General features: G+C 67.1%; 23 protein-coding genes and 2 riboswitches. Of the genes, 12 read left to right on the top strand and 11 right to left on the bottom strand.

The genetic code is table 11. From position 1 onward, the window contains the following. The first annotated feature begins 106 nt into the window (after positions 1-106). The 3 genes from aztA to PVZ77_RS08745 are packed head-to-tail and all read left to right on the top strand — an operon-like array spanning position 107 to position 2,639. Entirely contained in the window at positions 107-841 is a 735-nt protein-coding gene (aztA, locus tag PVZ77_RS08755) for a zinc ABC transporter ATP-binding protein AztA (protein ID WP_273807201.1), read from the top strand. Further along, on the top strand, positions 838-1,707 hold the full coding sequence (locus tag PVZ77_RS08750; protein WP_273807200.1) for a metal ABC transporter permease: 870 nt from the start codon (positions 838-840) through the stop codon (positions 1,705-1,707). Before aztA ends, PVZ77_RS08750 begins: the two co-directional genes overlap by 4 nt. Before the next feature lie 11 nt (positions 1,708-1,718). Beyond that, positions 1,719-2,639 carry a metal ABC transporter substrate-binding protein gene (locus tag PVZ77_RS08745; protein ID WP_273807199.1) on the top strand — a complete coding sequence of 307 codons (921 nt, stop codon included), beginning with the start codon at positions 1,719-1,721 and terminating at the stop codon, positions 2,637-2,639. A gap of 128 nt (positions 2,640-2,767) precedes the next feature. Here the strand turns inward: PVZ77_RS08745 and PVZ77_RS08740 are convergent, their stop codons facing one another. From PVZ77_RS08740 to cobW, 4 genes are read right to left on the bottom strand one after another with little or no spacing between them, the layout of a single operon-like run. Further along, on the bottom strand, positions 2,768-3,376 hold the full coding sequence (locus tag PVZ77_RS08740; RefSeq protein WP_443218049.1) for a vWA domain-containing protein: 609 nt from the start codon (positions 3,374-3,376) through the stop codon (positions 2,768-2,770). A gap of 56 nt (positions 3,377-3,432) precedes the next feature. Then, entirely contained in the window at positions 3,433-4,476 is a 1,044-nt protein-coding gene (locus PVZ77_RS08735) for an ATP-binding protein (protein ID WP_273807197.1), read from the bottom strand. 1 nt (position 4,477) lies between these two features. After that, on the bottom strand, positions 4,478-8,227 hold the full coding sequence (gene cobN / locus PVZ77_RS08730) for a cobaltochelatase subunit CobN (RefSeq protein WP_273807196.1): 3,750 nt from the start codon (positions 8,225-8,227) through the stop codon (positions 4,478-4,480). A 6-nt stretch (positions 8,228-8,233) separates the two neighbouring features. Then, positions 8,234-9,286, bottom strand: a complete 1,053-nt coding sequence (gene cobW, locus PVZ77_RS08725) for a cobalamin biosynthesis protein CobW (protein WP_273807195.1) — start codon at positions 9,284-9,286, stop codon at positions 8,234-8,236. Positions 9,287-9,389: 103 nt separating this feature from the next. Further along, a riboswitch (cobalamin riboswitch) is annotated at positions 9,390-9,709 on the bottom strand. Positions 9,710-9,912: 203 nt separating this feature from the next. Next, positions 9,913-10,250: riboswitch (cobalamin riboswitch) on the top strand. Positions 10,251-10,350: 100 nt separating this feature from the next. On the opposite strand from cobW, the gene PVZ77_RS08720 reads away from it, so the two are divergent. From PVZ77_RS08720 to PVZ77_RS08710, 3 genes are read left to right on the top strand one after another with little or no spacing between them, the layout of a single operon-like run. After that, positions 10,351-10,533, top strand: a complete 183-nt coding sequence (locus PVZ77_RS08720) for a CbtB domain-containing protein (protein ID WP_273807194.1) — start codon at positions 10,351-10,353, stop codon at positions 10,531-10,533. Between the two features lie 12 nt (positions 10,534-10,545). Further along, entirely contained in the window at positions 10,546-11,220 is a 675-nt protein-coding gene (locus PVZ77_RS08715; protein WP_273807193.1) for a CbtA family protein, read from the top strand. Then, the gene (locus PVZ77_RS08710) at positions 11,220-11,594 is read left to right on the top strand and encodes a cobalamin biosynthesis protein (protein WP_273807192.1); all 375 of its coding nucleotides are present in this window, start codon (positions 11,220-11,222) and stop codon (positions 11,592-11,594) included. The genes PVZ77_RS08715 and PVZ77_RS08710 overlap by 1 nt, the downstream gene beginning before the upstream one ends. Here PVZ77_RS08710 and PVZ77_RS08705 read toward each other — a convergent pair. From PVZ77_RS08705 to PVZ77_RS08695, 3 genes are all read right to left on the bottom strand, one after another. After that, positions 11,585-12,313, bottom strand: coding sequence for a segregation and condensation protein A (locus tag PVZ77_RS08705; RefSeq protein ID WP_273807514.1), 729 nt, complete (start codon positions 12,311-12,313; stop codon positions 11,585-11,587). The genes PVZ77_RS08710 and PVZ77_RS08705 overlap by 10 nt on opposite strands. Positions 12,314-12,423: 110 nt before the next feature. After that, positions 12,424-13,053 carry an L-threonylcarbamoyladenylate synthase gene (locus PVZ77_RS08700; protein ID WP_273807191.1) on the bottom strand — a complete coding sequence of 210 codons (630 nt, stop codon included), beginning with the start codon at positions 13,051-13,053 and terminating at the stop codon, positions 12,424-12,426. Beyond that, entirely contained in the window at positions 13,050-13,922 is an 873-nt protein-coding gene (locus PVZ77_RS08695) for a PHP domain-containing protein (protein WP_273807190.1), read from the bottom strand. Before PVZ77_RS08695 ends, PVZ77_RS08700 begins: the two co-directional genes overlap by 4 nt. A gap of 60 nt (positions 13,923-13,982) precedes the next feature. Between PVZ77_RS08695 and PVZ77_RS08690 the strand changes: the two genes are divergently transcribed. The 4 genes from PVZ77_RS08690 (at position 13,983) to PVZ77_RS08675 (ending at position 17,396) form a co-directional block, all read left to right on the top strand. Beyond that, entirely contained in the window at positions 13,983-14,567 is a 585-nt protein-coding gene (locus PVZ77_RS08690; RefSeq protein ID WP_273807189.1) for a septation protein A, read from the top strand. Between the two features lie 4 nt (positions 14,568-14,571). Further along, positions 14,572-15,249, top strand: coding sequence for a response regulator transcription factor (locus tag PVZ77_RS08685; RefSeq protein ID WP_133860652.1), 678 nt, complete (start codon positions 14,572-14,574; stop codon positions 15,247-15,249). Between the two features lie 111 nt (positions 15,250-15,360). Continuing rightward, positions 15,361-15,795, top strand: coding sequence for a Spy/CpxP family protein refolding chaperone (locus PVZ77_RS08680; protein ID WP_273807188.1), 435 nt, complete (start codon positions 15,361-15,363; stop codon positions 15,793-15,795). Between the two features lie 227 nt (positions 15,796-16,022). Beyond that, the gene (locus PVZ77_RS08675) at positions 16,023-17,396 is read left to right on the top strand and encodes a sensor histidine kinase (protein WP_273807187.1); all 1,374 of its coding nucleotides are present in this window, start codon (positions 16,023-16,025) and stop codon (positions 17,394-17,396) included. Here PVZ77_RS08675 and PVZ77_RS08670 read toward each other — a convergent pair. Further along, entirely contained in the window at positions 17,371-17,937 is a 567-nt protein-coding gene (locus PVZ77_RS08670) for a nitroreductase family protein (protein WP_273807186.1), read from the bottom strand. The two genes, PVZ77_RS08675 and PVZ77_RS08670, sit on opposite strands and share 26 nt — an antisense overlap. A gap of 200 nt (positions 17,938-18,137) precedes the next feature. Between PVZ77_RS08670 and PVZ77_RS08665 the strand changes: the two genes are divergently transcribed. After that, positions 18,138-19,520, top strand: a complete 1,383-nt coding sequence (locus PVZ77_RS08665; RefSeq protein ID WP_273807185.1) for an adenylate/guanylate cyclase domain-containing protein — start codon at positions 18,138-18,140, stop codon at positions 19,518-19,520. 67 nt (positions 19,521-19,587) lie between these two features. On the opposite strand, the gene PVZ77_RS08660 is transcribed toward PVZ77_RS08665, so the two are convergent. Both PVZ77_RS08660 and PVZ77_RS08655 read right to left on the bottom strand, forming a co-directional pair. Further along, on the bottom strand, positions 19,588-21,282 hold the full coding sequence (locus tag PVZ77_RS08660) for a DEAD/DEAH box helicase (protein ID WP_273807184.1): 1,695 nt from the start codon (positions 21,280-21,282) through the stop codon (positions 19,588-19,590). Between the two features lie 281 nt (positions 21,283-21,563). Then, positions 21,564-22,313, bottom strand: coding sequence for a spermidine synthase (locus tag PVZ77_RS08655; protein ID WP_273807183.1), 750 nt, complete (start codon positions 22,311-22,313; stop codon positions 21,564-21,566). A 112-nt stretch (positions 22,314-22,425) separates the two neighbouring features. Here PVZ77_RS08655 and PVZ77_RS08650 point away from each other — a divergent pair, with 112 nt between their 5' ends. After that, entirely contained in the window at positions 22,426-23,772 is a 1,347-nt protein-coding gene (locus PVZ77_RS08650) for a class II 3-deoxy-7-phosphoheptulonate synthase (protein ID WP_273807182.1), read from the top strand. On the opposite strand, the gene PVZ77_RS08645 is transcribed toward PVZ77_RS08650, so the two are convergent. Beyond that, on the bottom strand, positions 23,769-24,992 hold the full coding sequence (locus tag PVZ77_RS08645) for a winged helix-turn-helix domain-containing protein (protein ID WP_273807181.1): 1,224 nt from the start codon (positions 24,990-24,992) through the stop codon (positions 23,769-23,771). The two genes, PVZ77_RS08650 and PVZ77_RS08645, sit on opposite strands and share 4 nt — an antisense overlap. Positions 24,993-25,011 lie beyond the last annotated feature (19 nt).

The following is a 25,011-nucleotide window of genomic DNA, read 5'->3' as shown; positions in this document are numbered from 1 at the left end:
CCCCTCGCGCTTCCCTTCTCCTCCTTTCCGTGCCCATTCGGCTGTCGCTCGCCGCCCTCCCGCTGGTCGCGCTTTGGCTGGCCGTGCTCTGGGCGGTCGCCCTGCCATGAGCGCCGCCATCGAACTGCAGGACCTGACCCTGGCCTATCAGCGGCATCCGGCCATCCATCACCTCAGTGGTCGCTTCCGCACCGGCAGCCTGACCGCCATCGTCGGCCCCAACGGGGCGGGCAAGTCCACCCTGCTCAAGGCCATTGCCGGCACCCTGAGACCAGTCAGTGGTCGCGTGGACCGGGCCGTGCCCCAGCGCCGCCTGGGCTATCTGCCGCAGGCCGCGGAGATCGACCGCAGCTTTCCCCTGAGCGTGCTGGAAACCGTGATACTGGGCGCCTGGCGCAACCTGGGCATCTGGCGAGGGGTCACCGCCGCCCATCGCGAGGAAGCCTCCCGGGCGTTGCAGGCGGTTGGCCTCGAAGGCCTCGAGGATCGCCTGGTCGGCGCCCTGTCCTCCGGGCAATTCCAGCGGGTGCTGTTCGCCCGGCTGTTGTTGCAGGATGCGCCGGTGCTGCTGCTGGACGAGCCCTTCACCGCCATCGATGCCCGCACCACCGCGGACCTGCTGACCATCGTCCGTCGCTGGCATGGCCAGGGCCGCACGGTGATCGCCGTGCTGCACGACCTGGAGCAGGTTCGCCAGCACTTCCCCGAGACCCTGCTGCTGGCCCGGGAAGCCATCGCCTGGGGCGCCACCGATCAGGTGCTGGTCAGCGACCATCTGGCCCGCGCGCGCAATCTCGCCGAGCACTGGGACGCCAATGCGGCGGTCTGTGAGCGCGCATGACCCTCTATCAACTCCTGTTCGAACCCTTCGTCGAATTCGGTTTCATGCGCCGCGCGCTGGTGGCCTGCCTGGCCCTGGCGCTGGGCGCCGGGCCGGTCGGCGTCCTGCTGATGCTCAGGCGCATGAGTCTGGTGGGCGATGCCATGAGCCACGCCGTGCTGCCAGGCGCGGCCCTGGGCTTCATGGTCGCCGGGCTTTCGCTACCGGCCATGGGCATCGGCGGGATGCTTGCCGGACTGCTGGTGGCCGGACTCGCCGGCCTGGTCAGCCGCTTCACCAGCCAGCGTGAGGATGCCAGTTTCGCCAGCTTCTACCTGATCTCCCTGGCCGCCGGGGTGCTCATCGTGTCGCTGCACGGCTCCAGTGTGGACCTGCTGCATGTGCTGTTCGGCACCATCCTGGCGATCGACGCCACGGCGCTCTACCTGGTCGCCGGCATCGCCACCCTGTCGCTGGTGGTACTGGCGGTGATCTACCGGCCACTCGCGCTGGAGTGCTTCGATCCGGGCTTCCTGCGCGCCGTGGGCGGGCGCGGCTCGCTCTATCACCTGCTATTCCTGCTGCTGGTGGTGCTCAACCTGGTCGCCGGCTTCCAGGCGCTGGGTACCCTGATGGCGGTGGGCCTGATGATGCTGCCGGCCACCGCGGCGCGCTTCTGGGCCAACAGCCTGCCCGGACTGATGGCGGTGGCCAGCCTGATCGCCAGTCTCAGCGGCCTGATCGGCCTGGTGCTGTCCTATCACCTCGGCTGCGCCTCGGGTCCGGCCATCGTCCTGACCGCGGGCGGCTGCTACCTCTTCTCCCTGCTGTTCGGTCGCCTGGGACTGTACCGGCGGCTGCGCCCTCGCCCTCACCTCACCCACTGAAAGGAGTCACCATGAAATCCCTGTTTTCCCTAGGCGCTGCCCTGCTGCTCGCCGCCATCGGCCAGGCCCAGGCCGCACCGGTCAAGGCCGTCGCCACCTTTACCGTGATCGCCGACGTGGTCAGACAGGTTGGTGGCGACCAGGTGCAGGTTTCCTCCCTGGTCGGTCCCAATGGCGATCCCCATGCCTACGAACCGACGCCCACGGATGCCCAGGCGCTGAAACAGGCCGATGTGGTGTTCATGAGCGGGCTGCACCTGGAAGGCTGGATGGATCGCCTGATCAAGGCCTCCGGCCAGGCGCGCCCGCCGGTGGTGCTCAGCGAGGGGATCAAGACCCGCGAGATGGCGGAAGACGAGGACGAGCACGGCCATGACGACCATGGTCACGACCACGGGGGTATCGATCCCCATGTCTGGAACAACCCGCTCAACGTGGTCGTCTACACCCGCAACGTGGTGAAGGCGCTGTCCGCGGTCGATCCCGCGGATGCCGCCACCTTCGAGGCCAACGGCGATCGCTACATCGCCGAACTGGAAGCCTTGGATCGCTATGCCCGCGAACAGATCGGTCAGGTACCCAGGGCGAAACGCAAGGTACTCACCTCCCACGACGCCTTCGGCTATTTCGCCGATGCCTATGGCGTGACCTTCATCTCGCCGCTCGGGCTGTCGACCGAGGCCGAGGCGTCTGCCCAGGATGTCGCCAAGCTGATCCGCCAGATCAAGCAGGAACACGTCGCCACCTACTTCTTCGAGAACTCCAACGATCCGCGCCTGGTACAGCAGATCGCCAAGGCCAGCGGAGCCCAGCCGGGTGGCGAGCTGTACGTCGAGGCCCTGTCGCCGGCAGACGGCCCGGCTGCCACCTATGCGGCCATGTTCCGCTACAACGTGGATACCCTGGTCAAGGCCATGAAAGGCGGGCATTGAGATTCGAGGTCCTCTGGTAGGTCGGCGCCGAGCGCAGCGAAGCCCAACGGCGTGAGGGTCGAGTCGCTCAATGTTGGGCTTCGACGATGGAGCCGTCTCAACCCAACCTACGCAGAAAGGCTGGCTGGCTAGACCACCGGCATCTCTTCCAGGTGCCGGTACTCCGCGCCCAGGCGCCGGGCGAGTTCCCCGGCTCGTCGCAGGCGCAGCGGCCCCAGTTCGATATCCAGCACCTGGACAGGGCAGTCCGGCACTGCCAGCCCTTCCAGGTCGCGCAGGCGTCCGTCCGTGACCAACAGCAGCTGGCACTCCTCGCCAGGATACTGCCGGCGGCGACTTTTCAGCCATTGCTGAGCTTCGGCCAGGCCCGCCAGCAAGGGCGTTCCGCCTCCTGCTCCCAGCTGCTCCAGCCAGGCCTGCAAGGCCCGGCCGCTGCGCTGGCCCTGGAAAGACCATTCCGGTCGCTCCCCCGCCGTCTGCAGGACCGCGACCCTGACCCGCTGGCGGTAGGCCTGCTCGAACCAGTCGGCCAGCAGCCCCTTGGCCTGGGCCAGGGCGCCGTGGCGGCGGGTGGACGCGGAGTGATCGACGATCACCAGCCAGAGCTGAGCCGGGCGCTGCTGGCGCGGTTGCCGCAAGAGATCGTCAACGCGACGCGGACGACCCCGGAGCAGCGTCGGCACCCAGGCGATGGGACCTGCCGTGCCCGGCGAACGGGCGCCCTGACGCCCGCCCAGGGCCTTGCCCGTCCCGCTTCGGGCATCGCGATCCGGGGCATGAGGTGATCGGACGCCTAGGGCTTTTTTGCCGGGCCCAACCGGCGCCTGGGCCCAGTCGCGGTGGGCTCCGGTGCCAGGGCACCCCAACCATCGCCCTCACCCTGCGCAGGATTGGCATTACCCTGCTTTTGTTGATGGCCAGGATCCTGCTCCGGAGTGTCAGAAGCTGAATCATCCTGAAGGGGTGGTATTACTGTTGGAGTATCAGGTAACTCGCGGCGCCGGTGGCGCAGGGCGAATTCGGCCACGGCGGCGATATCGATTTCTTCGATCGCCCGAGCGCCGCGCCAGGCGGCATGGGCGCGAGCCGCGCGCAACCAGACCAGATCGGCACGCAGGCCGTCGACCCCGGCCTGGTGGCAGCCTGCGGTGATGGCTTCCAGGGCGGCATCGTCCAGCGGGATGTCCGCCAGCCGCGCACGGGCCGCGGCGCAGCGCTGACGCAGTTCCGCCTGCGCCGGCTCCCACTGGGCATTGAAGGCTGGCGGATCGCTATCGAAGGCCAGGCGGCGGCGCAGGATCTCGGCCCGCTCCCTTGGAGCCGGCCGGTTGTCCAGCGCCAGGGCGAAGCCAAAGCGATCCAGCAATTGCGGACGCAGCTCGCCCTCCTCCGGATTCATGGTGCCTACCAGCAGGAAGCGGGCGGCGTGCTCGTGGGAAATGCCGTCGCGCTCCACCCGGTTGACCCCACTGGCCGCCACGTCCAGCAGCAGATCCACCAGGTGATCCGGCAGCAGATTGACCTCGTCGACATAAAGCACGCCGCCATCGGCCGCCGCCAGCACGCCTGGCGCGAAGCGGGCCCGCCCCTCGCCGAGGGCCGCCTCCAGATCCAGGGTGCCGACGATGCGTTCCTCGCTGGCACCCAGCGGCAAGGTCACGAAGGGACCGCCCCCGAGCAGATCGGCGAGGCCCCGGGCCAGGGTCGACTTGGCCATGCCCCGGGGGCCTTCGATCAATACGCCGCCGATACGGGGATCGATGGCGTTGAGACACAGGGCCAGCTTCAGGGATTCGGCGCCGACCACGGCGGCCAGGGGAAAGACGGGAGCGGTCATCTCAGGCTTCATCCATATCCATCAGGAGCTGTTCGAGGGCCTCACGGTAGTCGCCTGGCTCCTGCCAGAGCCCGCGCTGCTGGGCTTCCAGCAGGCGTTCGGTCATGTCGCGCAGGGCCTCGGGGTTGTGACGTTCGACGAAGTCGCGGGTATCGGCATCGAGCAGATAGGCATCGGCCAGTTGCCGGTACTGGTGATCCTCGACCAGTTCGGTGGTAGCGCCGAAACCGAACAGATAGTCCACGGTGGCAGCCATCTCGAAGGCGCCCTTGTAGCCATGGCGCTTCATGCCGGCGATCCACTTGGGATTAGCCGCCCGGGAGCGCACCACGCGGCCCAGCTCCTCCTTGAGGGTACGGATCCTGGGCAGGTCGGCCTGGGCGTGATCGCCGAAGTAGCTGGCACGCCGCTGGCCGCTCAGGGTCTCGGCAGCGGCCAGCATGCCGCCCTGGAACTGGTAGTAGTCGTTGGAATCGAGCAGGTCGTGCTCGCGGTTGTCCTGGTTCTGCAGTACGGCCTGCAGGCGACCCAGGCGGCGCGAGAAGTCGTCACGGGCGGCGGTGCCCTCATCCTCGGCGCCATAGGCATAGCTGCCCCAGTTGAGATAGGCAGTGGCCAGTTCGCTGCGATCCTGCCACTGGCGCTCTTCCACCGCGCCCTGGACACCGGCGCCATAGGCACCGGGCTGGGCGCCGAAGATGCGCCAGCCGGCCTGACGCCGAGCGAGGTCAGCATCGGTACCGGCCGCTTCCAGGGCAGCGCGCTCGCGGCGTACCTGGGCCGCCAGCGGATTGAGGTCGTCCGGCTCGTCCAGCGCGGCGATCGCCTGGACGGCGGCGTCGAACAGCCGTACCAGTCCACCGAAGGCATCGCGGAAGAAACCGGAGATGCGCAGGGTGACATCCACCCGCGGGCGATCCAGCAGCGACAGCGGCAGGATCTCGAAGTCCTCGACCCGGGCACTACCGGTCTGCCATACCGGGCGCACACCCAGCAGGGCCATGGCCTGGGCGATGTCGTCGCCGCCGGTTCTCATGGTCGCGGTGCCCCAGACCGAGAGACCCAGCTGGCGAAGGTGGTCGCCCTCCTCCTGCAGATGACGCTCCAGCAGCAGGTTGGCCGACTGCCAACCGAGGCGCCAGGCAGTCATGCTCGGCAGGTTGCGCACGTCCACGGAAAAGAAGTTGCGCCCGGTGGGTAGTACGTCCAGCCGTCCGCGGCTGGGCGCGCCGCTGGGTCCGGCGGGAACGAAACGTCCCTCCAGCGCCCTCAGCAGGCCGCCGATTTCGGCGGGACCGCAGCCGTCCAGGGCCGGCGCGACCTGGCCGGCCAGGTGCTCCAGCACCGGGCGGGTGGCAGGCAGCTCGTCCAGCGCCAACGGCAGCGGCTCGGCATCGACCGTCGCGGCCACCAGGGCCAATGCCAGGAGCTCCAACCGCTCCCGGGTATCGCCCAGGGTGCGCCAGGGTTCGCTCGACAACCCCTCCAGGCACGCCGGACGTGGCCCCTGCCAGGACTCGCCGAGGTCGGCGGCCAGGGGATCGAACCCCAGCTGCAGGTCCTTGGCCAGCACTCGCAGCAGGCTGGCATTGGCGCCCTGGGCATCGCCCCGGGGAATGCGCAGCAGGGCCACCAGGGTATCGCGACGCAGCTGGCCAGTCGGGGATTCACCGAACACATGCAGGCCGTCGCGGATCTGGGACTCCTTGAGGTCGCACAGGTAGGCGTCCAGCTGCGGCAGCCAGCTGTCCGGATCATCGGTGATCACCAGCCCCAGTTCGCGATCCAGGGCGGTTTCGCGTACCAGTTGCAGGATCTCGCCGCGCAACTCGGTGGCGCGTCGGAGGTCCAGCAGGCTGGCGTCATAGTATTCGTCGGCCAGGCGCTCCAGGTCGCGCAGCGGCCCGTAGCTCTCGGCGCGGGTCAGCGGCGGCATCAGATGGTCGATGATCACCGCCTGGGTGCGCCGCTTGGCCTGGGCACCCTCGCCCGGATCGTTGACGATGAAGGGATAGACGTTGGGCAGCGGTCCGAGGATGGCGTCCGGCCAACACTCCGCCGACAGCCCGACGCCCTTGCCCGGTAACCACTCCAGATTGCCGTGCTTGCCCAGATGCACCACGGCCTGGGCGCCATAGGCTTCGCGCAGCCAGAAATAGAAGGCCAGGTAGCCATGGGGCGGCACCAGCGCAGGATCGTGGTAGACCGCCGCCGGATCGACGTCGTAGCCACGCGCCGGCTGGATGCCGACGAAGGTCAGGCCGAAGCGCACCCCGGCCACCATGAGCCGACCCCGACGGTGCATGGGATCGGCCTCGGGCGCGCCCCATCTTTCGGTCACCGCCTGCTGCAGGCTGAGGGGCAACTGGGCGAACAGCGACTGGTAGTCCTGCAGCGCTAGACTCTGCAGGGCCGGGCGCAGGTCGCGCAGGGCGCTGTCGTTGGTCACGCCACCGAGCAGCCGCTCGATCAGGGCGGTACCGCTTGCGGGCAGATTGGCCACCGGATAGCCCACCGTCTGCAGCGCCTGCAGCACCTTGAGTGCCGCCGCCGGGGTATCCAGGCCGACGCCGTTGCCGATCCGACCATCGCGGGTGGGATAGTTGGCCAGGATCAGGGCAATGCGCTTGTCCGCTGCGGGACGCCGCGCCAGTTCGATCCAGCTGCGCGCCAGCCGCGCGACAAAGGCCATGCGCTCGCCATCGGCCTGGTAGTTGACCACGTCGCTCTGGCCGCGCTCGCAGCGCCAGGCCAGGCCCTTGAAACTGATCGGCCGGGTGATGATGCGCCCGTCCAGTTCCGGCAGGGCGATGTGCATGGCCAGGTCGCGGGCGCCCAGCCCCTGGGGATTTTCCTGCCAGCGTTCGCGATTGTCCTGGGCGCAGATGGCCTGGAGGACCGGTACCGGCCGGCGGAACGGCGTCAGCGTCGGCCGCTCCGGACTGGACTGGGCGAAGCCGGTGGTATTGAGGATCAGTGCAGTATCGGTCTCGTCCAGCAGCCGTTCCACCTCATGCAGGCAGGCCGACTCCTTGAGACTGGCCACGGCGATGGGCAGCGGATTCAGGCCCTGGCCTTCAAGCTGCTGGCAGAAGACATCGACGAAGGCGGTGTTGGCCGACTGCAGGTGGGTGCGATAGAACAGCAGCGCCGCGGTGGGCCAGTCCGGTCGCCAGCGCTGACGCCAGCCATCCAGGCCCAGGGCGTCTGGGTGATAGACGGCCACCCGGGGCAATTCCCGTGGGGGCTCGTAGGTGTAGCGGGCATCCAGGCACTCGCTGGCCAGGCAATGCAGGAAATCCCGGGCATTGCCCAGGCCGCCCTGGCGCAGATAGCGCCACAGCCGTTCGGCCAGCTCGGGCGCTACCGTACCCAGGGCCATCAGTTCCGGATCGGGTCGATCGCAACCGGGCACCGCGATCAGGGTCAGTCCCCGCGCGGCCAGCTCGGCTAGCCGCTCCATGCCATAGCGCCAGTAACCCTGGCCGCCATGCAGGGAGATGAACACCACCCGCGCCTGGTTCAGCACCTCCTCGACATAGAGATCCACCGAGGCGTGGTTCTGCAGCTGCATGGGATTGGCCAGGCGCAGACTCGGATAGCCGTCGTCCAGGCTGCGGGTCGCCTCGGCCAGCAGCGCCAGGTGCGAATCGCCACTGCAGAGCACGACGATCTCGCCCGGCGTCTGCGCCAGGTGGGCGATGCCGTCGTCCGGGACGAAACCGCCCGGCTGGGTACGCAGCAGATGCATCCGGGGTCAGGCGACCGCGGCGCGCAACTGGGCGGTGATGGCCGCCTGGTCCAGCTGCTGACCGATCAGCACCAGCTGGGTGCTTCGGGTCTCGCCGGTCTTCCAGGCACGGTCGAAATGCTTGTCGAAGCGGGTGCCCACGCCCTGCACCAGCAGCCGCAATGGCTTGCCGGCGATGGCGGCGAAACCCTTCACCCGCAGGACACCATGACGCTCGACCACCTCGGTCAGGGCCGCCAGGAGGGTCGCTTCCGCCACCTCGGGCAACTCGACGCCAAAGGAGTCGAATTCGTCGTGGTCATGGTCCTCATGACCTTCGAGGTCATGGTGGGTCGGACGGCTGTCGATATGGGCCTCGGACTCGGCCTGCAGGCCCAGCAGCACCGACAACGGCAGCACGCCGCGACTGGCTTCCACCACCTTGACCGCCGGCGGCAGCTCTTCGCTCACCTCGGCACGTACCCGGGCCAGGGCCTCGGCGTCCAGGCCGTCGGCCTTGTTGAGGATCACCAGATCGGCACTGGCGAGCTGGTCTTCGAACAACTCGTGCAGCGGCGATTCATGGTCGAGGTTGGGGTCCTGCCGACGCTGGGCATCCACCTGCTCCGGATAGGCGGCGAAGGTACCGGCCGCCACCGCTGGGCTGTCGACCACGGTGATCACCGCATCCACGGTGCAGGCGGTGCGGATCTCCGGCCACTGGAAGGCCTGTACCAGGGGCTTGGGCAGGGCCAGGCCGCTGGTTTCGATGAGGATGTGGTCAATGTCGCCCCGCCGCGCCACCAGCTCCTTCATCACCGGGAAGAATTCTTCCTGCACGGTGCAGCACAGGCAGCCATTGGCCAATTCGAAGACGCGGCCCTGGGCCTCCTCCTCGCTACAGCCGATGCTGCACTGGCGGAGGATCTCACCGTCGATGCCCAACTCGCCGAATTCGTTGACGATCACCGCGATGCGCCGGCCCTCGGCGTGATCGAGCATGTGCCGCAGCAGGGTGGTCTTGCCGGAACCGAGGAAGCCGGTAACGATGGTGACGGGAGTCTTGGCCAGGGTTTTCATGGGCTGCCCTTAGAGAAAAAGCGAAAAAAGACGGGCAGGCATGCCGGACGCCCGCATGACGGCGAGGCCCTGGTGGCAGCCCGGATCACCCCGCCCGGTTGCGTGTTCGAAACGTGACGAGGCAGGTCTCCTGGCTCGCGGCGCCTGACTCCGGCCTTCCCGCGTGAGCAGTGGCCTTAGAGCTTGTTCATAATTTCGCGAGCGAGAGGCAAACAAGGCGAAGATGCTTGAGGAAGCGGAGTTTACGAATGGTAAATGAGCATTCCGAAAGCATCTTCAACGCAGTTTGGCCAACGCGCAGCACATTAAGAACAGGCTCTGTGGAGTGGCTGAAGATGCCGCTTACAGTTGCGGGGGCAGCCGCGGTATCACACCGCGTTCCCTTTCAAGCTCTTGCATAGAGCCTGTTCATAATCTCGCGAGCGAGAGACCAACAAGGCGAAAAGGCCTGAGGAAGCGGAGTTTACGAGTGGTAAACGAGCATTCCGAAGGCGTTTTCAACGCGATTGGGCCGACGCGCAGCAGATTATGGGCAGGCTCCTAGAGCACCTCGAAGGCCGACAGGCTACGAGTGCCCCGCCGGGGTGTCAATCGGCCAGGCTTGACCAGCGGACGAGGCGCGTGGTCTGCTCGCCGTTGCTTCAGGTGTCGCGACTCCGCCATGGGTCGCGGTGAAACGGGAAGCCGGTCCGAGTCCGGCACTGCCCCCGCAACGGTAGACGAGCGCAGGATCACGATGCCACCCGGCCGGCAAGTCTGGGGAAGGCGATCCTGGTAGTTGCACAGGCATGCGGTAATGAGCGAGCTAGCGCCTGGCAAGGCGAAACCTTCCAAGGAAGCGCAGTTTACCGAGCGTAAATGAGCATTCCGCAGAAGGGTTCAACGCAGCCAGGCCGACGCGCAGCCAAGACCGCGCCCTGCAACCCTCGTGAGTCCGGAGACCGGCCTGCTGCTTTCAAGCAACCCGCGGTGGGCGGTCGTGCTGGACGGCGGCCGCCTGCGGCCCGCTGCCTGCGGCCCGCTGCCTCGGCGCGTCCCTGCCGCTTCGACTCCGAGGCCCTGCCATGACCGCTACCCGCTCGACCGCCCTGCCCCAGACCAGTACCCGTGCCCAGCGCCTGACCGCTACCCTGCTCGCCTGCCTGCTCGGCTTGAGCCTGGTGTTCCTGGCGGGCTTCTCCCATGTCGAGGCCCTGCACAACGGTGCCCACGATACCCGCCACAGCGAAGGCTTCCCCTGCCACTAGAAGGAGTTCGCCATGTTCCAGCGTATCGCCTTCAGTGCCGGCGTGGCCGGTCTGCTCGCCGCCCTGCTACTGAGTTGCTTGCAAAGCCTCTGGCTGACGCCGCTCATCCTCCAGGCGGAAACCTACGAGGTCCAGACCGCGGCCCCGGTCACGATCGAGCACCATGAGCACAGCGAAGCGGCCTGGGCTCCCGCAGACGGCTGGCCGCGCACCCTCTCGACCTTCGGCGGCAATCTGGTGGTGGCCGTAGGCTTTGGCTTGGTGCTCGCCGGCCTGTTCAACCTGCGGGCACCGAATAGGACGTACCAGGGCCTGCTCTGGGGCCTGGCCGGCTACGCCATCTTCTGCCTCGCTCCCAGCCTCGGTCTGCCGCCGGAGCTACCGGGCACGGCCGCGGCCGACCTCACCCTGCGGCAGGCCTGGTGGCTGGGCACTGCCGGTGCCACTGCCGCCGCGCTCGCGCTCCTGGTGTTCGCCCGCCATCTCGGCTTCAAGATCGCCGCCCTCGGGCTGCTGGTCATTCCCCACCTATTAGGTGCGCCTCAACCCGTCGCTCATGCGAGCCTGGCACCGGAGGAATTGCAGCGGCATTTCCAGGTCGCCGTGCTGGCCAGCAATCTGCCCTTCTGGCTGCTCCTGGGACTTGCCTGCAGCTGGCTGTTCCGTCGCCAAGCGCTGCAAGACTGATGGCACTGGTCCTGGGCCTGGGTTGCCGCCGGGGCTGTTCGGTGGAGGAGCTTGCCGACCTGGCGCAGCGGGTGCTGCAGGAGGCCGGCTGCACCTCCAGCGCCCTGACCGCCCTGGCGACAGTGGACCGGCGACTGCAGGAAAGCGGACTGCAAAGCCTGGCCCAGCGCTGGCGACTGCCGTTGCACGGATTCCCCGCTGAACTGCTGGCACAGCAGGAGGGTGTCGCCTCGCCGAGCCCTGTCGCCTTGCAGCACACTGGCAGCCCCAGCGTGGCTGAAGCCGCGGCCCTGGCTGCGGCGGGTGAAGGCGCCCAGCTGCTGGTGAGCAAGCGCAAGAGCGCCGCCGCGACGGCTGCCCTGGCTTACGCCTGAGCGATCCCTTCCCCGTCGGCGTCTCTGACCCGAGCGCGGACATGGATGGGGCTGAAGGGCTCGTTCTGCACCAGTTCCACCAGGGATTCCTTGACCAGCTCGAGGATGGCCATGAAGGTCACCACCACGCCGAGCCGCCCTTCATCCAGGGTGAACAGCGCCACGAAGGGCACGAAGGCACCCTCCTTGAGGCGCTCCAGCACCTGGCTCATGCGCTCACGGGTAGACAGCACTTCGCGGGTCACCTGATGGCTCTCGAACAGGTCGGCGCGGCGCAGGACCTCGCCCATCGCCAGCAGCAACTCCCCCAGGTCCACCTCGGGCAACAGCTTGCGCGCCCGCGCCTCGGGTGCCGGCAGGGTGGGCACCACGAAGTCGCGGCCTTCGCGCGGCAGGTCATCGAGATCCTCGGCGGCCTTCTTGAAGCGCTCGTATTCCTGCAGGCGCCGGATCAGTTCGGCACGGGGGTCCTCTTCCTCGGCGTCCAGGCCCTCGGCGCGCGGCAGCAGCATGCGCGACTTGATCTCCGCCAGCATGGCGGCCATCAGCAGGTACTCGGCGGCCAGTTCCAGTTGCACCGCCTTCATCAGCTCGACATAGCTCATGTACTGCCGGGTGATCTCGGCGACCGGGATGTCGAGGATATTGATGTTCTGCTTGCGGATCAGATAGAGCAGCAGGTCGAGAGGGCCTTCGAAGGCTTCGAGAAAGACCTCCAGGGCATCCGGCGGAATATAGAGGTCCTGGGGCAGTTCGGTGAAGGCCTCGCCATAGACCAGCGCCAGGCGCAGCTGCTCGGGTTCGAGCAGCTGGGGGTCCAGGGCTTCGCTCATGCTTCGATCATGAAGGGCGCCGGATCCCCGGCACCGACCCGGATCACTTCCGGTTCGTCGTCGGCCAGGCTGACCACGGTGGACGGCTGCAAGCCACCCGGGCCGCCCTCGATCACCAGGTCGACGAAATGCTCGAGACGCTCGCGGATCTCCCAGGCATCGCCCAGGGCTTCGTCATCCCCCGGCAGGATCAGGCTCACGCTCATCAAGGGCTCGCCCAGCGCCTCCAGCAGCGCCAGGGTGATGGGATGCTGGGGCACCCGTACGCCGATGGTGCGCCGCTTGGGATGCAGCAGCATGCGCGGCACTTCGCGGGTGGCATTGAGGATGAAGGTGTAGGGCCCGGGGGTGTAGGCCTTGAGCAGGCGGAAGGCGCTGGTATCCACCTTGGCATAGATGCCCAGCTCGGAGAGATCGCAGCACACCAGGGTAAAGTTGTGCTTGTCGTCGAGCTGGCGGATGCGGCGGATACGCTCCACCGCGCTCTTCTCGCCGATACGGCAGCCCAGCGCATAGGACGAATCGGTGGGATAGGCGATGACACCGCCGGACTGGATGATTTCCACGGCCTGACGAATCAGCCGCGGCTGGGGATTCTGCGGATGAATTTCGATGAACTGGCTCATTGGGGTTCCCGAATCTGAGGGTATAGCGGTTGACTGAAGCGCGCCCAGAGGGGCGGCAGATCTTCGGGCAACGGACGGTACATACCCAGGTCCGACCAATCGGCCGGCGCATGGAAATCGCTGCCCGCACTGACCATCAGACCGAATTCCCGCGCCAGAATTGCCAGGGTCCCGACCTGCTCGGCCGGCTGCACGCCATTGACCACCTCGATGGCATGGCCGCCGCCGCTGACGAATTCGCCGATCAGCTTGCGCAGCTTGGTGCGGGTGAAGCCATAGGCCAGCGGATGCGCCAGGCTGATCCAGGCCTTGGCGCCCTTGAGCGTCGCCAGGGTTTCGGCCAGGGTCGGCCAATGCTGCTTGACATCGCCGAGCTTGCCGCCGCCGAGCCATTTGCGAAAGGCATCGCCGCGGTCCGCGACATGGCCGGCCTGCACCAGGTATTCGGCGAAATGCGGCCGGGCCGGCGCATTGCGACTGTCGCCCAGGGCCAGCTGCACCGCGCGAGCCCCTTCCAGGGTGCCGGGCATGCCCTTGGCCGCCAGCCGCCGGTCAATTTCCCGGGCGCGCTCCCAGCGACCCTCGTGCAGGGCTTCCAGGGCGGCATTCAGCTCCGGCGCGTCAGGGGCGAAGTTGTAGCCCAGCACATGCAGCGTGGAGCCGCCCCAGGTACAGGACATCTCGATGCCGGGGAGCAGGCGCAAGCCCAGGCCGTCCGCGGCTTCCAGGGCTTCAGCGTAGCCGTCCAGGGTGTCGTGATCGGTGATGGCCAGCAGCTGCACCCCGCGCTCATGGGCCCGTCTGACCACCTCGGCGGGCGCGAAGGCGCCGTCCGACGCGGTGGTATGACAGTGCAGGTCGATACGCATGGCTTTCTCCTCCGGCTTCATCAGGTATTATGCCGCGATGCACTGCTATCGGCTGCGTTAATGAAACAATTCATCGATTTCATCCCCCTGCTCCTGTTCTTCCTGGTCTACAAGCTCGATCCGCGTCCGCTGGAATTCGCCGGGCATGCCTTTACCCTGGGCGGCATCTTCAGTGCCACCGCGGTCCTGATCATCGCGTCCCTGGTGGTCTATGGCGTGATCTTCGCGACCCAGCGCCGGCTGGAAAAGAGCCAGTGGCTGACGCTGATCGCCTGCCTGGTGTTTGGCGGCATGACCCTGGCCTTCCATAGCGAGACCTTCCTGAAGTGGAAGGCACCGGTGGTGAACTGGCTCTTCGCCGTGGCCTTTCTAGGCAGCCAGTTCATCGGCGACAAGCCGCTGATTCAGCGCATGCTGGGCCACGCGGTGCGCCTGCCAGCGCCGATCTGGACGCGACTGAACATCGCCTGGATCATCTTCTTCATCGTCTGCGGTTGCGCGAATCTCTATGTGGCCTTCACCTACGAAAGCTTCTGGGTCGACTTCAAGGTCTTCGGCAGTCTGGCGATGACCCTGGTGTTCATGCTTGGCCAGGGCCTCTATCTGGCGCGCCATCTGCAACCCATGGATGAACCGCGAGACTGATCCCATGAGCCAGATACTGCTGATCGACGACGACCAGGAGCTGTGCGAGCTGCTCGGCGCCTGGCTGAAACAGGAAGGCTTCGAGGTCACCGCCTGCCATGCCGGCAGCGATGCCCGCACCCAGTTGCGCGAAGCCACGCCGGACGTGGTGGTATTGGACGTGATGCTGCCCGATGGCAGTGGCCTGGAACTGCTCAAGCAGCTGCGCAGCGATCATCCGCAACTGCCCGTGCTGATGCTGTCGGGGCGTGGCGAGCCGCTCGACCGCATCCTCGGCCTGGAACTGGGCGCCGACGACTACCTGGCCAAACCCTGTGATCCGCGCGAACTCACCGCACGACTGAGAGCCATCCTCAGGCGCAGCCATCCGGCCCAACCCGCGGCCCGCCTGCAGCTGGGCGATCTGTCGCTGAGTCTGGCGCGGGGCGTCGCCAACATCGGCGAAACCGAGATCACCCTGACCCTCACCGAGAGTCGCATCCTCGAAGCCCTGCTGCGCCAGCCGGGCGAACCCCTGGAAAAGCAGGCGCTGGCCCAGGCAGCCCTCGGACGCAAGTTGACGCTCTACGATCGCAGTCTGGACATGCACGTCAGCAATCTGCGCCGCAAGCTCGGCAGCCATGCCGACGGTCGTCCGCGCATCCTCGCCCTGCGCGGCCGCGGCTACTACTACAGCGTCTAGCCCTCCGCGCCGCCTTTACCCCCTCTTTACGCCCGCTGACCGCCACTGACTCCCCCGCTCCTAGACTGGGCTCATCCGGTGTTGCACCGGTCATCCCAAGGAGATTTCCCGATGCGCAAACTCATGCCCGCCGTGCTGTTCGCCGCCCTGCTGCCGACTCTGACCCTGGCCGCCACCCAGGACGGCACCGCTGTTACGCCGCCGCCTACTGGCAAGATGATGGACGGCGGCCACCGGAGCGACGGTCCGCTGCGCGGCCTCAAGCTCACCCCCGACCAGCGCGAGCAGGTGGGCAGGCTGATGGGCGACGAGCGCCGGCAAGAACGCGAGATCGTCAAAAGCTATCTCGACAAGCTGCCCGAGGATCAGCGCAAGGCCCTCCACGATCAGCTGGATGGCAATCGCGACAAGACCCGTCAGTCCATTCGCGCCCTGCTCAAGCCCGATCAGCAGAAGCGCTTCGACGAAATGGAGAAGAAGCGCGAGGATCGCGCCAAGGAGTGGGCGGAATTCCAGCAGTGGAAGCAAGACCACAAGTCCTCCTGATCCCCGATCGCTGCGCCGACGGTCCTCGGCGCAGCGCCTGACTGAGAACCTGCCCAAAGTCTCGCGAGCTGGCGACAAACAAGGCCTAGGCGGCCCCACGAAAATGCCTGAGGAAGCGGATCGGACCCGTGCTCGGGTTTACGAGTGGTAGATGAGCATTCCGAAGGCATTTTCAACGCCGTTTGGCCGACGTGTAGCAGACTTTGAGCAGCTTCTAAGGCGACCGCATGGTTTTTCGCTCCCTCTTCTGGCGCATCTTCGCCACCTTCTGGCTGGCCATCCTCTCCGCGGTCGGCCTGACCATGCTGCTCGGCCACCTGGCCGACCAGGATTCCTGGATCCTCGCGCAGCATCCCGGCTTGCGCGACCTTCCCGAACAGTGGGTGCAACGCTATGAAAACGACGGTCCCGCCGCCGCCCAGGGCTTGCTCGAACAGCGCAAGGGCCGCTACGGCATCGATGTGCTGGTGCTGGGCGAAAACGGCTCGCCCCTGGTGCGCGGCACCCTGCCACCGCGCATCTTCGACCAGGATCTCGACCAGCCGCAGCATCAGCAGCGTCCCGGCCCTGGCGCCCGCGATCCCAGCCGACCGCTGCCCTGGCGACGCCTGACCGACGAATACACCAGTCCGAGCGGACAGAACTACCTGTTCATCTACCACCTGCCCACACCCGAGTTGGGTGCCTGGCGCCGGCAGAGCCTGTTCTGGCCGGTTGGCATGCTGGCCATCGCCACCGTGGTACTGACCCTGTTCAGCCTGCTGCTGACCCTGAGCCTGACCCGCCCGCTCAATCATCTGCGCCGCGCCGTCCACGACCTCGGCCAGACCGCCTATCAGCAGGACACCCTGGCCCGCCTGGCCCGGCGCAAGGACGAACTGGGCGTGCTGGCCGAGGACTTCAATCGCATGGGCGCCCACCTGCAGCGCCTGATCGACAGCCAGCGGCAACTGCTGCGCGACGTGTCCCATGAATTGCGTTCACCACTGGCGCGGCTGCGCATCGCCCTGGCGCTGGCCGAACGCTCCGACCCCCGTGACCTGGGCAACATGTGGCCGCGCCTGACCCTGGAATGCGATCGCCTGGAAACCCTGATCGGCGAGATCCTCGCCCTCGCCCGCCAGGAAGCGGACCCGGGCCCACCCGAGCAACTGGAATTGCATCCGCTGCTGGAAGGCCTGGTGGAGGATGCCCAGCTCAGCGCGCCTCAGCAGCGGGTGGAACTGGACGTGCCCGCCGCCCTGCGGCTGGACGGCTGGCCGGACGTGCTGGAACGCGCGCTGGACAATCTGTTGCGCAATGCGCTGCGCTTCAATCCACCCGCGCAGCCCATCGTCATCTCGGCGACGGCGGCGAAGGGCGAGGTCCGCATCCAGGTGCGCGACCACGGCCCCGGGGTCAAGACCGCCGATCTGCCGCGCCTGGGTGAGCCCTTCTTCCGCTCGGATCAGCAGCACGCCACTGGCTACGGCCTCGGCCTGGCCATCGCCCGCCGCGCCGTCGAGCGCCACGGGGGCGAGCTGCACCTGAGCAATCACCCGGACGGCGGCTTTCTCGCCACCGTCATCCTGCCGCTCAGGCCGGTCCTGGCCAATGGCTGACCTGAGCGCTCAGATCACGCGGCGCCGGGACGCGCGGCGCCACCTCCGGCGTGCCCAGGTAGATGTAGCCCACCAGCTGTTCGTTTTCGGCCAACCCGAGCCCCTGCAGCACCCAGGGGTCGTAGCTGAAGTCACCGGAGCGCCAGACCGCCCCCAGTCCCAGGGCGAAGGCCGCGTTGACCAGGCCGTGGGCAACGCAGCCAGCGGTGATGATCTGCTCCTGGACGGGCACCTTGGCGTGCTCCTGCAGGGTGGCAACGACGGCGATCACCAGGGGCGCTCGCAGGGGCATGCGCCGAGCCTTGTCCAGAGCCGCCGCATCCGCATCGGGCTCGCGACGGTGCAGGGCGTCGGCATAGAGCTCGCCGAGCGCGGTGCGGCCCTCGCCGGCCACCAGGATCAGTCGCCAGGGGCGCAGCAGCTTGTGGTCCGGCGCCCGGTCGGCGGCGCGCAACAGGGTCTCGAGTTGCTCGGGGGTCGGACCTGGCTCGGTCAGGCGACCGACCGAGGCGCGATTGCAAAGGGCTGCGAGGGCATCCATAGCGTCTCTCCTGTAAAGATGCCGCAGTGTAACCCAGGGATGACTGCCGAATTTGGCTGTCACAGCAGCGGAATGGCCGACAATCTTGGCCCCTGCCGGGGCGGTCGGCTAAGATCGCCAATGCAAGAAAACCCGGCCGCTTTCATCGTCGCGAACGGAGTTATCCCGACCTCTCGCCTTTTTCGAAACGGACCCGACAGATGAAGTTTGCGCTCAACCGGTTCCTCGCTGCGTCCGGTGACAGCCTGGGCGTCTACTACGCCCGGGTATTCGCCTATCTGATCGCCGCCGCCAGCGTCACTGCGGGTTACTACGTCCAGGCCGATGCCGTGGGCCTCTGGCTGATCCCCTATGCCCTGCTCTATCCGCACGTGGCCCAGACCCTGAGCCTCAAGCTGCGGCGCGACCGCGGCGCCCAGACCGATGTCCTGCTCGCCGCCCTAGACGCCATCCACGTCGGCATGGCCGCGGTGGTGTTGCGCTTCCCGCTGATGCCTACCCTGATGCTGCTGTTCATGCTCGGCTACACCAGCATGCTGCGCGGCGGCCCCCGCCTGCTCGGCCTCTGCCTGCTGTTCGCCACCAGTGCCGCGGCGCTGGGCAGTGCCACCTTCTTCCATGGCGTCGACCTCACCAGCCCGCTGCTGGTGGCGGTCACCAGCGTGGTGGGCACCATGCTGCACCTCTGGGGCACCGGCTACTTCCTGCACCGGCAGCGCAAACGCCTCATCCAGATCAACGACGACCTCAAGCGCGAGCAGGAGAAGTCGGCGATCCTGGCGCACAACCTGGCGAAGTACCTTTCGCCCCAGGTCTGGGAATCCATCTTCACCGGCAAGCAGCACATCGCCCTGGGCACCCAGCGCAAGAAGATCACGGTGTTCTTCTCCGACATCAAGGGCTTCACCGAACTGTCCGAAGAACTCGAGGCCGAAGCCCTCACCGACATGCTCAACAACTACCTCAACGAGATGTCGAAGATCGCCGTGAAGTACGGCGGCACCATCGACAAGTTCGTCGGTGACTGCGTGATGGTGTTCTTTGGCGACGCCAACAGCCAGGGTGCCAAGAAGGATGCCGTGGCCGCGGTCTCCATGGCCATCGCCATGCGCAAGCACATGAAGGTCCTGCGCCAGCAGTGGCGGAGCCAGGGCATCAACAAGCCCCTGGAGATCCGCATGGGCCTGAACACCGGTTACTGCACGGTCGGCAACTTCGGTTCCAGCACCCGCATGGACTACACCATCATCGGTCGCGAAGTGAACCTGGCCAGCCGCCTGGAAAACGCTGCCGACGCCGGCGAGATCCTGATCAGCCACGAGACCTACTCGCTGGTCAAGGAAACCATCATGTGCCGCGACAAGAGCTGGATCACCGTCAAGGGCTTCAGCAAGCCGGTGCAGATCTACCAGGTGGTGGACTTCCGCCGCGACCTGGGCGCCTCCCCCAGCTACGTCGAGCACGAATTGCCGGGCTTCTCCATGTACCTGGATACCAACAACATCCAGAACTACGACAAGGACCGGGTCATTCAGGCGCTGCAGCTGGCAGCGGAAAAGCTGAAGGACAAGGTGATTCTCTAGTCGCCGCCTTTCCTGCAGGCAGAAAAAAGCCCCGGATATCCGGGGCTTTTTCATGTGGCCGCGGGGATCAATCCTCGCGATAGCGACGCAGGCGCAGGGCCTTGCCGGCTACGCGGGTGTCCTTGAGCTTGGTCAGCAGGCGCTCCAGGCCGTCCTCGGGCAGCTCCACCAGGCTGAAGGAGTCACGGATCTGGATGCGGCCGATGGCCTCGCGATCCATGCCGCCTTCATTGATGATGGCACCCAGCAGGTTCTTGGCGGCAACGCCGTCACGGGCGCCCAGGGCGGTGCGGCAACGCACGCGGCCTTCCGGCAGCGGCTGCATCGGGCGACGCTCGCCGCGATCCGGACGCTCGCCGCGCTCAGGGCGGTCGCCCCGCTCAGGACGCTCGCCACGGGGACGCTCGCCACGACCGGCGCCGGGGGTCAGCGGTTGCTCGCGACGTACCGACTCGATGTCCAGGGCGCGGCCGCTGGTCAGCTTGGCCAGCAGGGCCGCCGCCAGGGTCGCGGGATCGCACTGCAGACGCTCGCACAGCTCCTGACGCAGGGCGCCATGGGTGGCATCGGCATCGGCCAGCAGCGAACCCACGCCATCGGCCAGACGGGAGATACGGGCCTCCAGCACGGCTTCGGCGTCGGGCAGACGGATCTCGCCGACCCGCTGACCGGTGACGCGCTCGATCACCTGCAGCATGCGCCGCTCGCGCGGGGTGACCAGCAGCAGCGCACGGCCTTCACGACCGGCACGGCCGGTACGGCCGATCCGGTGCACGTAGGATTCGGGATCGTAGGGCATGTCCACGTTCAGCACGTGCGTGATGCGCGCCACGTCCAGACCGCGGGCGGCCACGTCGGTGGCGACCACGATGTCCAGCGAACCGTCCTTGAGGGACTCGATGGTCTTCTCGCGCTGGGCCTGGGGCATGTCGCCGTTCAGGGCGCTGACGCGATAGCCCTGGCGTTCGAGCAGCTCGGCCAGGTCCAGGGTTGCCTGCTTGGTCCGCACGAAGGCGATCAGGGCATCGAAGTTCTCCACTTCCAGCAGGCGCAGCACCGAGGCCGGCTTCTGGTCGGCATGGACCATCAGATGCGCCTGCTCGATGCGGGCGACGGTCTGGGTCTTGGCCGCGATGCGGACGTGTTGCGGCTCTTTCAGGTGACGTTCGGCGATGGCGCGGATCGACGGCGGCAGGGTCGCCGAGAACAGCACGGTCTGGCGCGACTCGGGCATGGCCTCGAAGATGAATTCGAGGTCGTCCATGAAGCCCAGCTTGAGCATCTCGTCGGCTTCGTCGAGCACCAGGCGCTGGACGGTGGCAAGCAGGTTGTCGTCACGGCGCAGGTGGTCGCACAGGCGGCCGGGGGTAGCGACTAGGACCTGGGCACCCATGCGCAGGGACTTCAGCTGCGGCCCCATGGGCGCGCCGCCGTAGAGAGCCACGACTTTGACGCCGGGCATCTCGGTGGAATAGGTTTCGCAGGCGGTAGCGACCTGCAGGGCCAGTTCGCGGGTAGGAACCAGCACCAGAATCTGGGGTTCACGACGGGACGGGTCGAGCTGCGAGAGCAGCGGCAGAGCAAAGGCTGCGGTCTTGCCCGTACCGGTCTGCGCCTGGCCGATCATGTCGTGGCCGGCGAGGATCACCGGAATGGACTGCGACTGGATGGGCGACGGCTCTTCGTAGCCGACGGCCTTGATGGCGGCGAGGATGGCGGGATTGAGATTGAGCGCAGCGAAATTGCTGATGTCCTGGGTCATTGTCTTGCCTCGTGTGCTTCGCAAAGACCCCAAAGCCAAGAGCTGCGCTTATCCGAATGACCGAAGTCGCCCAGGCAGCCAAGGTGTGAGCTTTTTGCGAAATAGCGGATGAAAGGGGGTGAAGCGTCTAGGATTGTTCGCCGTCGGGCGAACGCACGACCGGGGTGGCCATGGTGGCGGACCGGGAGAATGCAGTTCCTGAACGGAAGGTCAAAAAGACCGGGGCGAATAATACCCGAACCCTGGACATTTCTCCAGAGAACCTTGGTCTACTTTTGAGGTCAGGTTGCCGCACGCAGGTTGTCCAGGTAGGACTCCAGATCGAAGCCGATGCGCAGGCTCAGTTCGCGGACGCGCTGCCGCGTACCCGCCTCGTCCAGCTCCTGTTCCAGACTCGCCGGTACCAGCAGGATCACGTTGCCCTCCACCACCGGGCACTCCCAGTAATGATGGCGGAACAGTCCGCGCAGCAGCGCGGCGCCCAGCGGCTTGCCGTCGGTGGCGCTCCACTGGTTGATCATCAGCCAGCCGCCCGGATTGAGCTTGGCCTGGCAGCTTTCCAGAAAGCGCCAGGCCAGATGGGCGCTGGAGGGGCCGACGTCGGTATAGAGATCGACAAAGATCAGATCGGCCGGCGCCGCGCCGGCCAGCAGGTCCAGGGCATCGCCGATGCGGATCGCCAGGCGCGGATCCTCGCCAAGACCCAGATGCTGCCGCGCCAGGCGCGGCACCGCGGGACGCAGCTCCAGCGCCTCCGCCGCCTCCAGGGGCAGCCACTTGAGGCAGGCCTGGGTCAGGGTGCCGGCGCCCAGTCCGAGGAAGAGCGCCCGCCGCGGCTGCGGATGGCAGAGTGCGCCCAGCAGCATGGCGCGGTTGTAGTCGTATTCCAGCCAGGCCGGGTCCTGGGTGAAGACGCAGCTCTGCTCCACCTCCTCGCCGAACTCCAGGAAGCGATAGGGCCCCACTTCGACCACCCGGATCCGGCCATGGTCATCGACGACCTCTTCCAGCAACACTTCCGTCTCGACCATCACCACCCTCCTCTATAGCCGTCCATGGTAGCCGCGATGGGCACTGTCTATCGAGCGTCGCGCCCGTCATCGGTTAGTATGGAAGGCTTCGTCGCACCACTCAGAGAGAATCATGTCCGCGCCCTGGAGCCCTACCAGCTGGAGAAGCCTGCCCATCCAGCAGCAGCCCGAATATCCCGATCACGCCCGCCTCGCCGATGTCGAGCGCACCCTGGCCGGCTATCCGCCGCTGGTGTTCGCCGGCGAAGCCCGCGAATTGCGCCGGCAGTTCGCCGAGGTGACCCAGGGTCGGGCCTTCCTGTTGCAGGGCGGTGATTGCGCGGAGAGCTTCTTCGAATTCTCCGCCGGCAAGATCCGCGACACCTTCAAGGTGCTGCTGCAGATGGCGGTGGTCATGACCTTCGCCGCGGGTTGCCCGGTGGTCAAGGTCGGCCGCATGGCCGGCCAGTTCGCCAAGCCGCGCTCGTCCGGCGATGAAGTCCAGGACGGCGTCTCCCTGCCGGCCTACCGCGGCGACATCGTCAACGGCATCGACTTCACCGAAGGCAGCCGCATCCCGGATCCGCAGCGACTGATCCAGGCCTACAACCAGTCCACCGCCACACTCAACCTGCTACGCGCCTTCGCCCAGGGCGGTTTCGCCGACCTGCACCAGGTGCATCGCTGGAACCTGGACTTCATCGCCAACTCGGCCCTGGCCGACCGCTACCACCAGTTGGCGGATCGCATCGACGAGACCCTGGCCTTCATGCGCGCCTGCGGCCTGGACACCGCGCCCCAGGTCAAGGAGACCAACTTCTTCACCGCCCACGAGGCGCTGCTGCTCAACTACGAGGAAGCCTTCGTCCGCCGCGACAGCCTGACCGGTGACTGGTACGACTGCTCCGCGCACATGTTGTGGATCGGCGATCGCACCCGCCAACCCGACGGTGCCCACGTCGAATTCCTGCGCGGCGTGAACAACCCCATCGGCGTCAAGGTCGGTCCTTCCACCACCAGCGAAGACCTGATCCGCCTGATCGATACCCTCAACCCCGAGAACGATCCGGGGCGCCTCAATCTCATCGTGCGCATGGGCGTGGGCAAGGTCGGTGATCACCTGCCGCGCCTGATCCAGACCGTGGAGCGCGAAGGCCGCCAGGTGCTGTGGAGTTCCGACCCCATGCACGGCAACACCATCAAGGCCTCCACCGGCTACAAGACCCGGGATTTCGCCAGCGTGCTGGGCGAGGTCAAGGAATTCTTCGGCGTGCACCAGGCCGAGGGCACCTACGCGGGCGGCATCCATATCGAGATGACCGGCCAGAACGTCACCGAGTGCATCGGCGGCGCCCGCCCGGTCACCGAAGACGCCCTGTCCGACCGCTATCACACCCATTGCGACCCGCGCCTGAACGCCGACCAGTCCCTGGAGCTGGCCTTCATGATCGCCGAGACGCTCAAGGGCATCCGCCGCTAGACCGAGGGCGCGGCGGCGAACCCGTGCCGCGCCATCGCTTCCCGCAAGACGTCCGCCGGCCCGTGCAACTGCAGGTCGGCGAGACCCAGCCAGGTGGCCAGGGCGCGCAACTGTCCCGCCAGGGCATCCAGCCCTTTGTCATCCAGGCCTGCTGCCTCCAGATGCACCGCATGCACCGCCAGGCGCGACTGCGCCCGCTCGGCGCGCAGATCCACCCGTGCCGCCAGGCGCTCCCGATAGAGAAAGGGCAGCACGTAGTAGCCATAGACCCGTTTGGGCGCCGGGGTATAGATCTCCAGCCGATAGCGGAAACCGAACAGCTGCTCGGTGCGCTCGCGCTCCCAGACCAGGGAATCGAAGGGCGACAGCAGCGCCGCCGCCTGCACCGGACGCCCCGGATTGGGCGCCCCGGCCACATAGGCGAGCTTCGACCAGCCCTGCACCTGAAGCGGCTGCAGACTGCCCTCCTCCCGCAATTCGGCGATGCCCTGGCGCGCCTCGGCGGGACTCAGGCGAAAGTAATCGCGCAGCTGGACTTCGCTCGCCACGCCCAGGGCACGGGCACTGCGCAGCAGCAGTGCCCGCCGCGCGGCTTCTGGCGTGGGTGCCGGCGCCGCAAGCACTGCCGCCGGGAGCACCCGCTCGGGCAGGTCATAGAGACGCTCGAAGCCGCGCCGTCCGGCCACCGTCACCTCACCCGCGGCAAACAGCCACTCCAGCGCCAGCTTGCCCGGACTCCAGTCCCACCAGGGACCGGCCTGCTCGACCCGCTTCGCCAGGCTGCCCGCGCCCAGCGCACCCCGCTGCACCACCGCCTCCAGGGTCTGGGCGACGACCTGCGGCTGCTCGACGGCGAAGCGCGCCAGCTGGCGATAGATGCCGATGCCCTGGCGCGCCTGATCGCGTCGCCAGCGCAGTTCCGCCCAGACCTCGGCCGGCACCAGCGAGGCCTCGTGAGCCCAGCATTCATAGAGCTGCCGCTTGCGTCCCCGCCCCCAGGCCAGGGCGTCGAAGTCGGCGAAGGCATAGCGGCCGAGACGACTGAACAGCGGCAGATAGTGCGAGCGCACCAGGGCATTGACCGAGTCGATCTGCAGCACATTCAGGCGGGCGGCCTGGCGGTACAGGGCGGCCGGACCCGCGCCGCCCTTGGGTTGACTACCGAAACCCTGGGCACGCAAGGCCAGGCGCCGGGCTTCGCGCAGGGAAAGGCTATCCATCCGAGCTCCTGACAGAGAG

The sequence above is a fragment of the Pseudomonas sp. SHLD1 genome, assembly GCF_028640935.1.
Lineage (GTDB): Bacteria > Pseudomonadota > Gammaproteobacteria > Pseudomonadales > Pseudomonadaceae > Chryseomonas > Chryseomonas aestiva.
This window is presented reverse-complemented; position numbering and strand designations above follow the sequence as displayed.

Bases quoted from the DNA above. Each gene is read 5' to 3' on its own strand.
- PVZ77_RS08695 (WP_273807190.1), bottom strand. From the start codon at position 13,922: ATGCGTATCGACCTGCACTGTCATACCACCGCGTCGGACGGCGCCTTC.
- PVZ77_RS08690 (WP_273807189.1), top strand. From the start codon at position 13,983: ATGAAACAATTCATCGATTTCATCCCCCTGCTCCTGTTCTTCCTGGTC.
- PVZ77_RS08745 (WP_273807199.1), top strand. From the start codon at position 1,719: ATGAAATCCCTGTTTTCCCTAGGCGCTGCCCTGCTGCTCGCCGCCATC.
- PVZ77_RS08650 (WP_273807182.1), top strand. From the start codon at position 22,426: ATGTCCGCGCCCTGGAGCCCTACCAGCTGGAGAAGCCTGCCCATCCAG.
- PVZ77_RS08750 (WP_273807200.1), top strand. From the start codon at position 838: ATGACCCTCTATCAACTCCTGTTCGAACCCTTCGTCGAATTCGGTTTC.
- PVZ77_RS08680 (WP_273807188.1), top strand. From the start codon at position 15,361: ATGCGCAAACTCATGCCCGCCGTGCTGTTCGCCGCCCTGCTGCCGACT.
- PVZ77_RS08675 (WP_273807187.1), top strand. From the start codon at position 16,023: ATGGTTTTTCGCTCCCTCTTCTGGCGCATCTTCGCCACCTTCTGGCTG.
- aztA (WP_273807201.1), top strand. From the start codon at position 107: ATGAGCGCCGCCATCGAACTGCAGGACCTGACCCTGGCCTATCAGCGG.
- cobN (WP_273807196.1), bottom strand. From the start codon at position 8,227: ATGCATCTGCTGCGTACCCAGCCGGGCGGTTTCGTCCCGGACGACGGC.
- PVZ77_RS08700 (WP_273807191.1), bottom strand. From the start codon at position 13,053: ATGAGCCAGTTCATCGAAATTCATCCGCAGAATCCCCAGCCGCGGCTG.
- PVZ77_RS08665 (WP_273807185.1), top strand. From the start codon at position 18,138: ATGAAGTTTGCGCTCAACCGGTTCCTCGCTGCGTCCGGTGACAGCCTG.
- PVZ77_RS08645 (WP_273807181.1), bottom strand. From the start codon at position 24,992: ATGGATAGCCTTTCCCTGCGCGAAGCCCGGCGCCTGGCCTTGCGTGCC.
- PVZ77_RS08735 (WP_273807197.1), bottom strand. From the start codon at position 4,476: ATGACCGCTCCCGTCTTTCCCCTGGCCGCCGTGGTCGGCGCCGAATCC.
- PVZ77_RS08660 (WP_273807184.1), bottom strand. From the start codon at position 21,282: ATGACCCAGGACATCAGCAATTTCGCTGCGCTCAATCTCAATCCCGCC.
- PVZ77_RS08655 (WP_273807183.1), bottom strand. From the start codon at position 22,313: ATGGTCGAGACGGAAGTGTTGCTGGAAGAGGTCGTCGATGACCATGGC.
- PVZ77_RS08685 (WP_133860652.1), top strand. From the start codon at position 14,572: ATGAGCCAGATACTGCTGATCGACGACGACCAGGAGCTGTGCGAGCTG.
- PVZ77_RS08670 (WP_273807186.1), bottom strand. From the start codon at position 17,937: ATGGATGCCCTCGCAGCCCTTTGCAATCGCGCCTCGGTCGGTCGCCTG.
- PVZ77_RS08710 (WP_273807192.1), top strand. From the start codon at position 11,220: ATGGCACTGGTCCTGGGCCTGGGTTGCCGCCGGGGCTGTTCGGTGGAG.
- PVZ77_RS08715 (WP_273807193.1), top strand. From the start codon at position 10,546: ATGTTCCAGCGTATCGCCTTCAGTGCCGGCGTGGCCGGTCTGCTCGCC.
- PVZ77_RS08720 (WP_273807194.1), top strand. From the start codon at position 10,351: ATGACCGCTACCCGCTCGACCGCCCTGCCCCAGACCAGTACCCGTGCC.
- cobW (WP_273807195.1), bottom strand. From the start codon at position 9,286: ATGAAAACCCTGGCCAAGACTCCCGTCACCATCGTTACCGGCTTCCTC.